Source organism: Fulverythrobacter fulvus (genome assembly GCF_037154085.1).
In the GTDB taxonomy this organism is placed as follows: domain Bacteria; phylum Pseudomonadota; class Alphaproteobacteria; order Sphingomonadales; family Sphingomonadaceae; genus Andeanibacterium; species Andeanibacterium fulvum.
The window spans coordinates 45,630-60,114 of record NZ_JBANRM010000003.1; the positions used below are offsets into that span (position 1 = coordinate 45,630).

At 63.9% G+C, this 14,485-nt stretch carries 12 protein-coding genes and 2 tRNA genes; 8 read left to right on the forward strand and 6 right to left on the reverse strand.

Translation table 11 applies throughout. The features are described 5' to 3' along the window. The first annotated feature begins 13 nt into the window (after positions 1-13). The 5 genes from WFP36_RS09890 (at position 14) to WFP36_RS09910 (ending at position 3,586) form a co-directional block, all read left to right on the forward strand. On the forward strand, positions 14-1,864 hold the full coding sequence (locus tag WFP36_RS09890; RefSeq protein WP_336980135.1) for a histidine kinase dimerization/phospho-acceptor domain-containing protein: 1,851 nt from the start codon (positions 14-16) through the stop codon (positions 1,862-1,864). A 38-nt stretch (positions 1,865-1,902) separates the two neighbouring features. Further along, a complete protein-coding gene (locus WFP36_RS09895) occupies positions 1,903-2,898 on the forward strand; it encodes a polysaccharide deacetylase family protein (RefSeq protein WP_336980136.1) in 996 nt (331 codons plus the stop codon). A gap of 56 nt (positions 2,899-2,954) precedes the next feature. After that, a tRNA-Ile gene (locus tag WFP36_RS09900) sits at positions 2,955-3,030 on the forward strand. A 21-nt stretch (positions 3,031-3,051) separates the two neighbouring features. Beyond that, positions 3,052-3,128: transfer RNA gene (locus WFP36_RS09905), tRNA-Pro, on the forward strand. A gap of 116 nt (positions 3,129-3,244) precedes the next feature. Continuing rightward, positions 3,245-3,586, forward strand: a complete 342-nt coding sequence (locus WFP36_RS09910; protein ID WP_336980137.1) for a hypothetical protein — start codon at positions 3,245-3,247, stop codon at positions 3,584-3,586. Here the strand turns inward: WFP36_RS09910 and WFP36_RS09915 are convergent. Both WFP36_RS09915 and WFP36_RS09920 read right to left on the reverse strand, forming a co-directional pair. Continuing rightward, positions 3,570-4,571, reverse strand: a complete 1,002-nt coding sequence (locus WFP36_RS09915) for an inorganic phosphate transporter (protein ID WP_336980138.1) — start codon at positions 4,569-4,571, stop codon at positions 3,570-3,572. The genes WFP36_RS09910 and WFP36_RS09915 overlap by 17 nt on opposite strands. 15 nt (positions 4,572-4,586) lie before the next feature. Beyond that, the gene (locus tag WFP36_RS09920) at positions 4,587-5,726 is read right to left on the reverse strand and encodes a DUF47 family protein (RefSeq protein WP_336980139.1); all 1,140 of its coding nucleotides are present in this window, start codon (positions 5,724-5,726) and stop codon (positions 4,587-4,589) included. Positions 5,727-5,957: 231 nt separating this feature from the next. On the opposite strand from WFP36_RS09920, the gene ettA reads away from it, so the two are divergent. The 3 genes from ettA to WFP36_RS09935 all read left to right on the forward strand — a co-directional run bounded on the left by ettA (position 5,958) and on the right by WFP36_RS09935 (position 10,016). Then, positions 5,958-7,637 carry an energy-dependent translational throttle protein EttA gene (ettA, locus tag WFP36_RS09925; protein ID WP_336980140.1) on the forward strand — a complete coding sequence of 560 codons (1,680 nt, stop codon included), beginning with the start codon at positions 5,958-5,960 and terminating at the stop codon, positions 7,635-7,637. 297 nt (positions 7,638-7,934) lie between these two features. Next, entirely contained in the window at positions 7,935-8,924 is a 990-nt protein-coding gene (locus tag WFP36_RS09930) for a CFI-box-CTERM domain-containing protein (protein WP_336980141.1), read from the forward strand. A 147-nt stretch (positions 8,925-9,071) separates the two neighbouring features. Then, positions 9,072-10,016: an RcnB family protein gene (locus WFP36_RS09935; RefSeq protein ID WP_336980142.1), complete on the forward strand. Its 945-nt coding sequence runs from the start codon at positions 9,072-9,074 to the stop codon at positions 10,014-10,016. Between the two features lie 114 nt (positions 10,017-10,130). Here the strand turns inward: WFP36_RS09935 and WFP36_RS09940 are convergent, their stop codons facing one another. The 4 genes from WFP36_RS09940 to WFP36_RS09955 form a co-directional block, all read right to left on the reverse strand. Then, on the reverse strand, positions 10,131-10,673 hold the full coding sequence (locus tag WFP36_RS09940) for a cytochrome b (protein WP_336980143.1): 543 nt from the start codon (positions 10,671-10,673) through the stop codon (positions 10,131-10,133). 65 nt (positions 10,674-10,738) lie between these two features. Further along, positions 10,739-11,269, reverse strand: a complete 531-nt coding sequence (locus tag WFP36_RS09945) for a DUF1003 domain-containing protein (RefSeq protein WP_336980145.1) — start codon at positions 11,267-11,269, stop codon at positions 10,739-10,741. After that, positions 11,266-12,876 carry a lysine--tRNA ligase gene (locus WFP36_RS09950; protein WP_336980147.1) on the reverse strand — a complete coding sequence of 537 codons (1,611 nt, stop codon included), beginning with the start codon at positions 12,874-12,876 and terminating at the stop codon, positions 11,266-11,268. Before WFP36_RS09950 ends, WFP36_RS09945 begins: the two co-directional genes overlap by 4 nt. A gap of 292 nt (positions 12,877-13,168) precedes the next feature. Continuing rightward, on the reverse strand, positions 13,169-14,188 hold the full coding sequence (locus WFP36_RS09955; protein ID WP_336980149.1) for a hypothetical protein: 1,020 nt from the start codon (positions 14,186-14,188) through the stop codon (positions 13,169-13,171). Between the last annotated feature and the right edge of the window lie 297 nt (positions 14,189-14,485).

The following is a 14,485-nucleotide window of genomic DNA, read 5'->3' on the forward strand; positions in this document are numbered from 1 at the left end:
TCTCGGAGATTCGATGCAGTTCGACGACCGCCTTGCCACCGTTCTGCGCATGCAGACCGGTAGCGTGCGGGCGGCGCACACGCAGTTCCGCCAGTTGTTGGACCTTGCCGGCAGCGCACCGAAAGGCGCCGACGATTCCCAGCTCGAGACTGCCTATGAACGGCTGAGCGTCCTTTCGGCCGAAATCCCTGCCGAGATTCGCGCCATAATGGTGCGCGAGCCGGGGCTGCGCCTGCGCAATCCGGCCTTCGTGGCCTATCTTGCCTCTCAGGAACCGCAAGTGGCGATTGCCGCCATGAGCAACGCCCAACTGACCGAGGATCAGTGGGAGGCGCTGATTCCCGCCCTGCCCACGGCGGTGCGGGCCCATCTGCGCCAGCGCGCGGACCTGCCGCCAGCGGCGCGCGATCTGCTGGCGCTGCTGGGCGTGCGCGATCTCGTCCTCCCCCAGCCGGCGGACGGAACGACAGTGATCGATCAGCCTGCCACCCAACGCGCGAAGGCACCTGCCCCCGCCCCAACTGCGGCCCCCGCTTCGTCCCCCACTGTCAGCCCGGCCCGACCGCAGCCCCCTCGGGACCCGATCGAAATCTTCCTGGCCGAGGCGGCTGGCTCCGTACTCGATCTCGATCCTGCGCTTGCCCTGGCAGGCGAGGAAGGTGACGGCGGGATCGGCGCCATCGTTCGCCGGATCGAGGCGTTCCAGCGCGCCCGTGCCGCTGCTCCGCCCACTCCTTCGCCCGAAGCGCCACGCCTGCCCTTGGGCGAACAACAGGATGATGAACTGCCCGAGGCTCCGCAGAGCTTCGACTTCATCACCGATGCCGACGGTCGCATTGGCTGGGCGGACGCAGCAGTCGCCCCCATGAGCGTGGGGATGGCTCTCGCCGGGCGGAAGCCCGACGCCCCCGCCCGCGCCGATGCTGCCACTCTGGCCGCCATGCGTCGCCGCCAGCCCGTGCGAGACGGCAAGATCGTGCTGGAAGGCGCCCCGGCCATCGCAGGCCACTGGCGCATGGACGCCATGCCGGTGTTCTCCTCCAGCGGCGGCCGCTTCTCCGGCTATCGCGGCAGGATGCGGCGCCCGGCAATGGCGCCCGCGATCGAGGCCGCCGGCGAAACGCCTGACAGCCACGCCGACCGCATGCGGCAGGTAATCCACGAATTGCGCACCCCGGTGAACGCGATCCAGGGCTTTGCCGAAATCATCCAGCAGCAGCTCTTCGGCCCCACTCCCAACGAATATCGCGCCCTTGCCGCCGCCATCGCGGGCGATGCGGCGCGGATGCTGGCGGGCTTCGAGGAACTGGACCGGCTGGTGAAGCTGGAAAGCGGTGCGCTGGAACTGGATGAAGGCGTGTCCGATCTCAACGCCATCGTCGCGGGGATGACTGCGCAGCTCGATCAGGTCCTGCGCGCGCGCAGCGCCGGGCTGAGCCTGCTGGCCACCGGCAATGCCTGCCCCGTGCCACTGGCACGCAACGATGCCGAAATGCTCGCCTGGCGCATTCTCGCCACGCTGGCGGGCGCGGTCAGCCCCGGGGAAGAACTGCAGGCCGTGCTGGCCCAGAATGGCCGGCAGACCGGGCTGGAGATCGATCTGCCCGCCTCTCTCGCCGGGCGGGACGATCTGTTCGAAAGCACCGCCCCCGCCCAGTCCCAGGCTGTCAGCGCCGGCATGTTCGGCGCGGGCTTCACCCTCCGGCTGGCGCGGGCGGAGGCGCGCGCTGCAGGCGGCGATCTGCGGCGCGAGGAGGATTTGCTGGTCCTGACCCTGCCGCTTTCTACTGCGGTTCGGACCGATCTGCGCAACAACGATATGGACTTGGTGCCACAGATGGCCGACACGGCCCGGGGGACATAACCGTTAGCTAAGGTTATCAGGGGGGAGCAGCAAGCGCCATGCGTTCGATCACCGAACCGCCGGCAAGGATCGACGAAGCAAAGTTCCGGCCGGGCTTTGGCCAGCGCTTCATCGTCACTGTCGACACGGAAGAGGAGTTCGACTGGACGCTGCCCATCCAGCGCGAGGGCTTCGGGCTGGACCATTTGCCCAGCATCGCGAAATTCCAGCAATTTTGCGAAAATGAAGGCGTCTGCCCGGTCTATCTGATCGACTGGCCCATCGCGACATCGGCCCTTGCGGCGGATATTCTGGGCGATGCGGTGGCGAAGGGGCGCGCCGAAGTGGGCGTGCAGCTTCACCCCTGGGTCAACCCGCCTTTCGACGAGGATGTGACCCCCCGCAATTCCTTTGCCGGCAATCTGCCCGCCGAACTGGAACAGGCGAAGTTCTCGCGCCTGCGCTCCACTATCGAGGCGAATTTCGGCGCGGCCCCCAATATCTACCGTGCGGGCCGGTATGGCGCCGGGCCGAACACGGCGGAAATCCTGCGCCAGGCCGGTATCGCCATCGATAGTTCGGTGCGCACCAAATTCGATTATTCGGCCGAAGGCGGCGTCGATTACCGCAAGCATCCGCTCGTGCCCTATTGGCTGGATGCGGACCATACGGTGCTGGAACTGCCGCTCACCACCACCTTCTGGGGCATGCTGCGCCGGCAGGGCGACCTGCTCTATCCCCTGATGTGGCGCGTGCCCGCCTTGCGCGGGGTTCTATCCCGGCTGGGCTTGCTGGAGCGTATTCCGCTGACCCCGGAAGGCGTTTCGGTGGAAGAGGCGATCCGCGGGATCGACATGGCGCTGGATGACGGCTTGCCGCTGCTGGTCTTTTCTTTCCACAGCCCTTCGCTGCGGCCCGGCCACACGCCCTATGTCCGCAACGATCATGATCTGGACGCATTGTATGACTGGTGGCGGCGGATTTTCGCCTATCTGGAGCAGCGCGGCGTGCAGCCATGCAATGTCCGGCAGGTCATGGATGCAATAGAGGTCTAGCCCCGCTTGTGTTGGCGCGGCGAACCGGCTAGGTCGCGCTCCACGTTCGGCATCGGGGGCCTGTAGCTCAGCGGTTAGAGCTGGCCGCTCATAACGGCTAGGTCGCGGGTTCGAATCCTGCCGGGCCCACCATCGCCGCGGCGAAATATGTGTCGGGGAGTAGCGCAGCCCGGTAGCGCGCCTGCTTTGGGAGCAGGATGTCGCAGGTTCGAATCCTGTCTCCCCGACCATTTTTCCCAAGCCTATCAACGGCTCATCGCGAAATCCCGATCAGCATTTGCGCGTATGGTTAATGGCCCATAGAACGGTAACGGTTGCCAGAGAAAACTGTTCGGGAACCAGGCCAATGATCATTCGCATTTGGGAAGGCCGTGTTCCCAATTATAAATCGCCGGAATATCTTCGCCTCCTGCGCGAGGAAACCTTGCAGGACTATCGCGAGGCCCCGGGCAATCGCGGGGCCTGGTGCCTCCACCGCCATGAGGGCGAGATTACGCGCATCCGGTTGGTCAGCCATTGGGAAAGCTGGGAAGCCGTGAGGCTGTTCGCCGGCGAGGAGATCGAACGCGCGCGCAGTTACGATTTCGACCGGGATTTCCTGATCGAAGTTTCCGACACTGTCGAACACTGGGAAATGCAGGACGGGCGGAGCATCTCCGCCACGACCAATCTCACCAGAGGCGCGTGAGCAGGTAGAATGCGGCGCCCACCGCGGCGCTGGCCGGGATGGTGATGAACCAGGCCACGATCACGCGGCTCGCCACCGACCAGCGCACCGCGCTGGCCCGGCGCGCCGCACCGGTGCCGACGACGCTGCCGGTGATGGCATGCGTGGTCGAAACGGGAATGCCCATCGCGCTCGCGCCGAACACTACCAGAGAGCCGGCCGTAGAGGCGCAGAAGCCCGAATGGTGATTGAGCTTGGTCAGCCCGGTTCCCATCGTCTTGATGATCTTCCAGCCGCCCGACATCGTGCCCAGTGCAATTGCCGCATAGCAGGACAGCACAACCCATTCCGGCACGTGAAATTCCCCGCCCAGATGGCCGGTGGAATAGAGCAGCACCGTGATGATCCCCATGGTCTTCTGCGCATCGTTGCCGCCATGGCTGATCGAATAGGCCGCCGAAGAGATCAGGTGCAGCCCCTTGAACATGCCATCGGCCCGGCGCGGAGCACTGCCTTTGAATATCCAGCTGGTCAGCACCATCAACACCATGGCGAGCGCGAAGCCGATCATGGGCGACAGGAAGATCGCCGCCACGGTTTTCACGGTGCCTTCGGATTCCACCACGCCCGGCCCGGCATGGGCGATCCCCGCCCCCAGCAACCCGCCGATCAGCGCATGGCTGGAAGAGGACGGGATGCCCTTGATCCAGGTCACGACGTTCCAGAACATCGCCCCGACCAGAGCGCCGAACACCACGGCCGGCGTCACTACGTCCTTATCGACAATGCCCTTGCCGACCGTCTCGGCCACATGCAGCCCGACCAGCCAATAGGCGGCAAAGTTGCCCCCTGCCGCAAACAGCACTGCAGTGAACGGCGATAGCAGCCTGGTCGAAACGACCGTGGCGATGGCATTGGCCGCGTCGTGCAGGCCATTGAGGAAGTCGAAGGCCAGCGCCAGGGCGATCAGCCCGATAAGCAGCGGCAGGGCGAGCGTGGTTTCCATCTGGCCGGCCCGACGTCAGGAATGGTCGATCACGAGGCCGTCGATCTCGTTCGCGACATCCTCGAACCGGTCGACCACGCGTTCCAGCCGCTTGAACATTTCCTGGCGGACCACGAACTGGATCGGGTCCTTCTTGCCCAGTTGCTTGTAGATACGCTTCAGGCCGGCGGCGTGGATTTCGTCGGCATGGCCTTCCATGCGCACCAGCCGCTCGGTCAGTTCGTGCAGGCGGTGGCCATTATCTGCGATCTTGCGCAGCAGCGGAATCGCCTCGGCCGTGAGGCGCGCGGCATCCACGATGATTGCGCACATGTCGCGCATTTCCGGCTCGAATTCGTCGATCTCGTAGAGGTCCACCGCACCGGCGGTCTGCTGCATCTCGTCGATCGCATCGTCCATCGCGCCGATCAGATCGGTGATCGCACCGCGGTCGAACGGGGTCAGGAACGTGCGGCGCACGGTGTGGAGCACTTCGCGGGTGATCTCGTCCGCATCATGCTCGCGCTCTTCGATCTCAAGGATGTGTTCGGCCTTGTTCGGCCCACCCTGCGCCAGACGAGCGAGCGCATCGGCCCCGGCCACCAGCGTGGCGGCATGCTGCTCGAAGAGGTCGAAGAAGTTCCCCTGCTGCGGCAGCAGCTTCTGAATCCAGCCAAACATGGCAGATATTCCTGTCCTTTTACCGACCGTGCTGATCGTATTGATGAAGAGGCGCCCCTGAGTGGCGGCGCGGAATTCGCGGGCACCGAAGCTGCGGATCAGTGCCCTGAGATCGGGCTCGTCCACGGCCTCGGCCGCTTCGGCCAGAGTAAACCAGCGCCGTTCGCGCTCGTGCTGTTCCTTCCAGCTTTCCAGTTCCTCGGTCACTGCGAAGGGGAACACGTCCACATCCGTCCAAACCGTGGCGCCGGAAGCGCGCTTCTTGCGATAACGGAACGAGCCGATCGAAGTCGGGCAGGAAGAGCCGAGCACGCCGGCCTCTTCCTCAGCTTCCTTGGCCGCGCTGGCATGGGGCGGCAGCTTGTTCTCAAGCCCGCCCTTGGGGATCACCCAACGGCCCGTGCCCCTGGTAGTGACCAGCAGAATGCTGATCGGCGCGTCTACTGCGGGGGAATCCGTGCGATAGGGCAATACGGCAATCTGCCTTTCCGCCATGTCGCATGTTTCCTTTCCGCAGCCTCGCGCGCCGCCCCGCTAGGCGAATGACATGAATATGACAAACGGGAATCGTCCGCTTTTCCCGATTTGGGCCCCCATTACACGCACCCGCGCTTGTCCGCACGCGCGCGAAGGGCCCATGGATGGTTTCCACGCTTGCCCCGCTGGCCCGCAATCCCTATCTGCCGAGCAACTCCAGAGACAGTTCCGTTTCCCCGAAGGACCATCATGGCCGCCCAATACGCATACGTCATGAAGAACATGACGAAGACCTTCCCCGGCGCGCAGAAGCCGGTGCTGAACAACATCAACCTGCAGTTCTATCAGGGTGCCAAGATCGGCATCGTCGGCCCCAACGGCGTGGGTAAGTCGACCCTGATGAAGATCATGGCCGGCATCGACACGGATTACACCGGCGAAGCCTGGCCGGGCGAGCACATCACCGTCGGCTATCTGGCTCAGGAGCCGGAACTGGACGCCAGCAAGACCGTGCTGGAAAACGTCAAGGACGGCGCGCGCGAAGTGGCAGACATGGTTGATCGCTTCAACGCGATCAGCGCCGAAATGGGCGATCCCACGGACGAGACCGATTTCGATGCCCTGATGGAAGAGATGGGCACGCTGCAGGAAAAGATCGACGCGGTTGACGGCTGGACGCTCGACAACCAGCTCGAAGTGGCGATGGAGGCCCTGCGCTGCCCGCCCGGCGACTGGCCGGTGGACAGCCTTTCCGGCGGTGAAAAGCGCCGTATCGCCCTCACCCGCCTGCTGATCCAGAAGCCTTCCATCCTGCTGCTGGACGAACCGACCAACCACCTCGATGCCGAAAGTGTCGAATGGCTGGAAAACCACCTCAAGGAATATGCCGGTGCGGTGCTGATGATCACCCACGACCGCTACTTCCTCGACAATGTGGTGGGCTGGATCCTCGAACTCGACCGCGGAAAGTACTTCCCCTACGAAGGCAATTACTCGACCTATCTGGAGAAGAAGGCCAAGCGCCTTGCCCAGGAAGAGCGTGAGGAAAGCGGCCGCCAGAAGGCCCTCAAGGAAGAACTTGAGTGGATCAGGCAGACCCCGGCCGCGCGCCAGACCAAGAGCAAGGCCCGTATCCGCAAGTTCGAGCAGCTCCAGGAAGCGCAGGACGGCCGCCGTCCGGGCAAGGCCCAGATCGTCATCCAGGTGCCCGAGCGTCTGGGCGGCAAGGTGATCGAGGCCAAGGGCATCACCAAGGCCTATGGCGACAAGCTGCTGTTCGAAGACCTGTCCTTCATGCTGCCCCCGGGCGGCATCGTGGGCGTGATCGGGCCGAACGGTGCGGGTAAGTCCACCCTGTTCAAGCTCATCACCGGCCAGGAAAAGCCCGATAGCGGCTCGATCGAGATCGGCGAGACCGTGCGCCTGGGCTATGTCGACCAGAGCCGCGACCATCTCGACGGGTCGAAGAACGTGTGGGAGGAAATCTCCGACGGGCTCGACTACATGAAGGTCAACGGCCACGACATGAGCACCCGTGCCTATGTCGGTGCGTTCAACTTCAAGGGGCCGGACCAGCAGAAGAATGTCGGCAAGCTCTCGGGCGGTGAACGCAACCGCGTGCACATGGCCAAGATGCTGAAGCAGGGCGGCAACGTGCTGCTGCTGGACGAACCGACCAACGACCTCGACGTGGAAACGCTGGCCGCGCTGGAAGACGCGATCGAGAACTTCGCGGGCTGCGCCGTGGTCATCAGCCACGACCGCTTCTTCCTCGACCGTCTGGCAACCCACATCCTCGCCTTCGAAGGCAACAGCCATGTCGAATGGTTCGAAGGCAACTTCGAAGCCTATGAGGAAGACCGCCGCCGCCGCCTGGGCGACGCCGCGGACCGCCCGACGCGCCTGGCTTACAAGAAGCTCACGCGCTGAGGCTTCGATATCCTGATATTCGGCCGGCTGGAGCAGTTTGCTCTGCCGGCCGGTTCAGGCAGTTTCCGGCTTTGGCTGATCCGTTTCTCGCTGCGGCGTGAAGCCGCGCAAAGCGGCATGGGATAGAGCGGCTGCCCGCATACCCCTGCCCCTCCCCACCGACATGACTGCCGTCATCCAATCCGGCGCGTTTGCGCCCCAGGACGAAGATGACAGGATTTTTCATAAGTTTGCGACTGTGCTTCGCAGACCGTCCGGTTATGCTCGCCCGAATTCCTGCTGATTGGGGCGCAGCACATGAGTTCTTCGAAGACGAGTGCCTTTGCAAAACGGGCACGAGCATTGCTGGCAGTGGCGAGCGGCCTTGTCCCCGCCGCGGCGGTTGGCGCGGATGGCACCGATGGCGCGAAGCCTGGCTGCATGATCTCTCACACGGTCACCCAGAATGCGGTGGTGGATGGCGAAATCTACCGGCTGAACAGCGAAACCGACTATCGCGCCGTTTACCGCATCCAGCTGATCCCCAAGGCCGCCACGGGCGGGCAGGATGCCAGCAAGGCCACTCTTGCCATCTGGTATCACTGGACGCCCACCGCCACCCGGCAATACCAGATGGCCTTGCGCAATCCCTTCTACAAGGAAGGAGAAAGCATTGCCCCCGGGCGGGAAATCTTCTTCGATATCGGCGGCGCGAAACACATAGCGGTCTACAGTTCGCCCACCGTGGAATGGCTGACAGTCAGCGGCTGGGAAGGCGGCAATGGCCTGGCGTCGGCCGAAGCCGATCCCACCGTGATGTTCAGGAACACCGCCGTCGACACCCCGAACATCACCTTCACCTATCCGATTGCCGACGCCAAACAGGCCTTCGACGTCGCGCCGCAAGTCTTCAACGCGCTGGTCGATTACGCCAACAAGGGCGAATGCACCGTCAACCACCAGTTCGGCGGCGATCCGAACAGCAGCTATGACGATCTGGATTGGGATTGCTTCCTCACCACTGCCACGTGCGAAGTGGTGGGGCTGGAAGACGATTGCTGGGAACTGACGACCCTGCGCCGCTTCCGCGACGGCTGGCTGGCACGGCAGGAAGGCGGCGCGGAGGATATCGCCCGCTATTACCTCGATGCTCCGCCGATTGCCCGTGCCCTGGCATCGGATCGGCAGGCGGCGCTTCGCCTCTACTGGACTCGCATCGTTCCATCCGCGCTTGCCGCGCAGCTTGGCGCAAACAAGCTTGCCCGGCGCATCTACACAAGGATGATGGGCGAATTAGGCGTCGCTTGAAATAGCGCCAAATTTTAATCTTAAGGCAGAGAAACCTGAACGGGAGGCATCCAGGCCGGTTCAGTTTCCTGTCAGCGCGACTCGTTTAGATCGCCTTTCAGACAGGGCCGCAAACCACTCGGCGGCATGACGGAAGGAGATGCCGCAATGACTATCAGAGGCCTGCTCAGGACGAGCGGACTCGCAGCGCTCGCCACCGCCATGGCGGTGACCGCGCTTCCCGCCGGGGCTTCGGCAAGACCCGGCGATAACGGCCAGAACCAGAACTGGTCGCGTGGTTCCGACAATCGTGCCTCGAACGACCGTGGATCGCGCGGCTCGGACAGGCGCGCTTCGGATAGCCGGGGCTCGGACAGCCGGGCTTCGGACAACCGCAACTGGGCGCCCCCGCGCGGCAATGGCGGGAATGACAATCGGGATTCCCGGCGCGATAGCGGGCGCGATGCCCCGCAGCGGCCCGCACCGGCTCCGCAGGCCAATGTGCGCCCGGCCCCTGCCCCGCAGGCAGCGCCCCGCCCCGCCCCCCAGGGCAGCAATTATCGCCAGGGCGACAATAACCGCGGCCCCGGCGCTCCGGGATCGGTACGCCGCAATGACAATGATCGCCCCACCGGCGCCGAGCTTCGCGACCACAATCGCGACCGGGACCGGGATCGCGACAACAATCGCGGCGGATCGTATCGCGACAATGATCGCAACGGTTCCTACCGCGATAATGACCGTAACCGGTCCTATCGCGACGGCAATCGCAACGGCTCCTACAGCCGGGATCGCGATCACCGGAACTGGGACCGCAAATGGCGGAACGACAACCGCTATGACTGGCGCAAATACCGCAGCAGCAACCGCAACCGGTTCCACATCGGGATCTATTACGCCCCCTATCGGAACTATTACTACCGGCCGCTGAGCATCGGGTTCTTCCTCGATACGCTGTTCTACAACGATCGCTACTGGATCAGCGACCCGTGGTATTACCGCCTGCCGCCGGCCTACGGCCCCTATCGCTGGGTGCGCTATTACGACGACGCCCTGCTGGTGGACACTTACAATGGCGAAGTGGTGGACGTGATCTACGACTTCTTCTGGTGACCCTCCTGCTGCCGGAAGAGTGGTTCGGCAGTCAGGGCAAGTCCCCCTCCTTCGGGTGGGGGACTTGCTTCGTTCAGGCCATCAGGATCAGGCCCTCAAGGTCCGGCGCCGAAATCAGGCCTTCGGCGTGCCGAAAGGCAGCATCCGGAACAGATTGCCGTCCCTGTCGAAGAATGTGTGCTTGAGCGCGCCGAGGATATGCACCGCGATCAGCGCCAGCATCACCGTGCCGCCCGTGGCATGGGCTTCGAAGATCGAGTGGCCCAGTTCCGGGTTCTTGCCCACGGGCAGCGCAGGCACGGTCACGCCATAGACGTCCACGGCCAGCGCATAATAGGACTGGCCCAGCCAGCCGCCCAGCGGCAGGCCGATCAGCAGCACGTAGAATAGCAGGTGGACGGCCTTTGCCGCCGTCTTTTCCCATGGCTTGAGCGAGGATGCGAGCGGCGGCGGGGCCTTCGCCAGACGCCACAACAGGCGCAGCACGGTGAGCGCCAGGATCACCATCCCCAGCTCCTTGTGCTGGTCCATCACTCGCATCTTTTCAGCAATTTCAAGATTTTCGGCCGATTCCGCGATCCGCCAGTTCACGATCACGGCAATGGCAATCAGCCAGTGGAGCAGCATCGCCACGGTTGAATAGCGTGTCTGCGTCATGGTCCCGTCTCCTCTTGATCCCCGTAGCGAAATGGTACTCACGCGCCACCGGGTAGCAAGGAAAACTATTCCTTGCCGCTGTCAGCAGCCTGACCTTCCACATGGCCCATTTCGCGGGCCAGCCGGTCGAGCCGGTGCGCGATGCGGATCAGTTCCAGCTGGGCGCGCAGGTTCACTTCGTAATCGTGGCGGGCGGCGATCCGGTCTTTCTTGGCCTGCCGGTTCTGGCTCATCATGATGATCGGCGCCTGTACGGCGGCCAGCATGGACAGCATCAGATTGAGGAAGATGAAGGGATAGCGATCGAACGGGGCGAACCCCAGCGCGGCGAAGGCATCGCTGTTGATCACCACCCAGGCCAGCAGCACAAGGCCGAAGCCCACGATGAAGCCCCAGCTGCCGCCCACTGCCGCAACCTTGTCGGCCAGCCGGTCGCCGAACCCGGCGTGGATCTGGTTTGCCTCTTCGCGGTCGCCGACGAACACCGTGCCGGCGGCGACGCGCTTGATCACCCGCTGTTCGTCCGGCGCCAGATCCTCAAGCTCGCGGCCCAGCAATTCGCGGGCCAGCTTGTGAGGATCGGCCGGAGCGTTCACTTGGCCAGCGCTTCCGCGATCAGGCGGCGGGTATTGGCCACGCCGTATAGCGCGATGAAGCTGCCCATGCGCGGCCCCTGGCTGGAGCCGAGCAGCGTTTCGTAAAGCGCCTTGAACCAGTCGCGCAGGCTTTCGAAACCGAAGCGTTCGTCCTTGCCGATCTCGTAGACTTCGGTCTGCAGATCCTCGGCCGATGCATCTTCCGCGGTGGTCGCCAGCACCGCATCGAGCGCGGCGAGCGCCGCGGCCTCATTGGCGTCAGGCGCGCGGCGGACCAGCGTGGGGGCCACGAAATCGCGATTATAGGCCAGCGCCTTGTCGACCAGAATGTTCAGTTCCGGATGATGCTTGGGATCGGCATCGTGGACGTAATTGCCGAGGTAATTCCACACCTGCTCATGCGTGGCATGCGTGCCCAGCACGCCCACCAGATTGAGCAGCAGGCCATAGGTCACTGGCAGCGTATCGCCATCGCCGCCGTGATAGCCATTGGCGCGCAGCAGGTTCCACGCGGGGTTGCCGAGCTGCTGTTCAATCGGCTGTTCGGGAATCTTGGCCCGGAACTGCCAATATTCGTCCACCGCGCGCGGGATCACGCCGACATGCAGCTGCTTGGCGCTCTTGGGTTCGCGGAACAGGTAGAAGCCCAGCGATTCCTCGCTGCCATAGGTCAGCCATTCCTCGATGGTCAGGCCATTGCCCTTGGACTTGGAAATCTTCTCGCCATTCGCATCCAGGAACAGCTCGTAGATCATGCCTTCAGGCTTACGCCCGCCAAGGATTTGCGCGATCTTGCCGGACTGAGTGACGCTGTCGGTCAAGTCCTTGCCGCACATTTCGTAATCGACGCCCAGCGCGACCCAGCGCATCGCCCAGTCGACCTTCCATTGCAGCTTGGACTTGCCGCCCAGGATCGACTGTTCGACCACTTCGCCATCATCCTCGAACCGGACGATCCCGGCCTCCGCATCCACCACTTCGATGGGCACCTGCAACACATGGCCGGTCTTTTCGCTGATCGGCAGGACGGGCGAATAGGTCTTGCGGCGTTCTTCGCGCAGAGTGGGCAGCATCACGCCCATGATCGCATCGTAATGCTTGAGGACATTCTTCAGCGCATCGTCGAACTCGCCGGAATCGTACCGGTCCGACGCGGCGACGAATTCATAGTCGAAGCCGAAACGGTCGAGGAAATCGCGCAGCATCGTGTTGTTGTGATGGGCGAAGCTGGCATGCCCCTTCTCGAAGGGGTCGGGAATGCGGCTCAGCGGCTTGTGGAGGTTTTCACGCAGCACTTCGGCATTGGGGATATTGTCGGGCACCTTGCGCAGCCCGTCCATATCGTCGGAGAAGGCGATCAGGCGCGTGGGATGGCCGCCGGTCAGCACTTCATAGGCGCGGCGCACCAGCGTGGTGCGCAGCACTTCCTGGAAAGTGCCGATATGCGGCAGGCCCGAGGGACCATAGCCGGTTTCGAAGACCACGGGGACGAGATTGCCCGCCGCATCGCGCTTGCCGCCGGGAAAGCGTTTGGCGAGGCGCTGGGCCTCCTGAAAAGGCCAGGCCTTGGATGTCTGTGCGGCGGCGATCAGTGCTTCATTGGTCATGGCGCGGGTCCATTGCGCCTTGCGCGCCATTTCGCAAGTGCGGCGATTCGATTTGGCCTGAATCGGCCCGGAATCCCGCCGAAGTTGACAAAGTTGACACGGTACAGGGATTTGCAATCCCCACCCCTGCGGAAGGGGCGTCAACTTCGCGAAGGGAGGGAGGGCGCGGGCTCATCGCATCCCTGCTAGCGCATTGGCCGCATGTAGGACAGGCGTGTAGAACAGGCGTGTAGGACAGGCGGGGAAAGAGGCGACCGCTCACACGGCCGCCTCCCCCCGCAGGTGGCATAGGTCAGGCCGCCTGCAAGTGCTTGCGCCGGGCCAGTTCAGGCCAGACATGGGGATAGTCGCTCAGGTCGATCCACGGATCGGCATGTTCGAACTTGCGGCCGATCGATTGCAGGATCAGGCGCGCGCGCTTCAGCCGGGCACGGCGAGAGCGGAACGGATTGGCCTTGTCCGGCGGCGCATCCAGCATCCGGAAGAGCAGCGCGTCACGCTCCTCGAACCGGGCGGGAAGCCTGCGCGGCAGGTCCACTGCCTCACCGCCCCGACGACGAACGGTTGAGGCGCCAGTCGGACGGCCGAATAGGGGCTGGCCAAACAGGGGCTGGATCGTCAGCGGCGTGACCGTGGCGGCGACAGCAGCCGGGGCGGCCGGTTCGGCAAGCGGTTGCGCCGAATGCCTGACCGGAGGCGCGGTCACGGCAGGCCGCGTAACCACGGGCGGCTGATCCTTGGGCCGGCGCCTGCGCAGCGGGCCGCTGAACAGGGCGAGCAACAGGACCGTGCCAGCCGCGCCCCAGGCAATGCCGTCAATCGCCTTGATCACCGCATTATCGGGATCGTTCGGGCTTTGCGCCGCAGGCAGGACCTCCTCCGAGCCGAGCGGTTCTTCGGACAGCGCCGTGGTTTCAACCGGGAAGTAATCCGTATTCACGGGCTGAGGAGCGACAGGCTCCGTCTGCTGGGCCTGCTGGGCGGCAGGCTCAGGCGCGCCAGAAGCCGTGCGCTGGGGTGCCGCCACCCGGCTTTCACGCGCCACAGGCGCTGCTGCCGGAGCTGCACTCTCCTCTTCGACTTCCACAGGTATCGGCTGGACGATGGGAGTCGCCTGCATCACCGGCGCCTGCGCGGCAGGAGAGGCCGGAGCAGCCGAAGGTGTAGCAGGCGGAATGTCGGGCGCCTGCGTCGAAGGAGGCGGCGCTGGCACCACCGGCTCCAGCGGAGGCACGATTTCAGGAGGCGGTGCGGCAGGCGGGTCCACCTGAGGGGGAACCACCTGAGCCGAAAGGCCGGTTGAACCAAGCACAAGTACCGCGGCAATCGCGGCAGTCGCGCAACGAGCGGATGTGAGTTTCCTTTCCATAGTGAAAGTAAAACGCCCGCCCGCTGGGCCACGTTCCTTCATCTACGGTTCACGCCGGGCACAAAATCCGGAGTTTTCCTTGATTTTTGCGCCTGCAAAACGGGTTGAATTGAAAATCACTTGCGATGGATTGCCGTGACTAAAAACGGATTGAATATTCGCTCGGAACGACTTGTCGTTAAGGTTCAACAGTTCGTCTCAAGACAATGCCACCCTTTTCCTCTCCCCTTGCGGGAGAGG

Excerpts from the sequence above, each read along its gene's own strand:
- WFP36_RS09890 (WP_336980135.1), top strand. The coding sequence starts at position 14 with ATGCAGTTCGACGACCGCCTTGCCACCGTTCTGCGCATGCAGACCGGT.
- WFP36_RS09895 (WP_336980136.1), top strand. The coding sequence starts at position 1,903 with ATGCGTTCGATCACCGAACCGCCGGCAAGGATCGACGAAGCAAAGTTC.
- WFP36_RS09910 (WP_336980137.1), top strand. The coding sequence starts at position 3,245 with ATGATCATTCGCATTTGGGAAGGCCGTGTTCCCAATTATAAATCGCCG.
- WFP36_RS09915 (WP_336980138.1), bottom strand. The coding sequence starts at position 4,571 with ATGGAAACCACGCTCGCCCTGCCGCTGCTTATCGGGCTGATCGCCCTG.
- WFP36_RS09920 (WP_336980139.1), bottom strand. The coding sequence starts at position 5,726 with ATGGCGGAAAGGCAGATTGCCGTATTGCCCTATCGCACGGATTCCCCC.
- ettA (WP_336980140.1), top strand. The coding sequence starts at position 5,958 with ATGGCCGCCCAATACGCATACGTCATGAAGAACATGACGAAGACCTTC.
- WFP36_RS09930 (WP_336980141.1), top strand. The coding sequence starts at position 7,935 with ATGAGTTCTTCGAAGACGAGTGCCTTTGCAAAACGGGCACGAGCATTG.
- WFP36_RS09935 (WP_336980142.1), top strand. The coding sequence starts at position 9,072 with ATGACTATCAGAGGCCTGCTCAGGACGAGCGGACTCGCAGCGCTCGCC.
- WFP36_RS09940 (WP_336980143.1), bottom strand. The coding sequence starts at position 10,673 with ATGACGCAGACACGCTATTCAACCGTGGCGATGCTGCTCCACTGGCTG.
- WFP36_RS09950 (WP_336980147.1), bottom strand. The coding sequence starts at position 12,876 with ATGACCAATGAAGCACTGATCGCCGCCGCACAGACATCCAAGGCCTGG.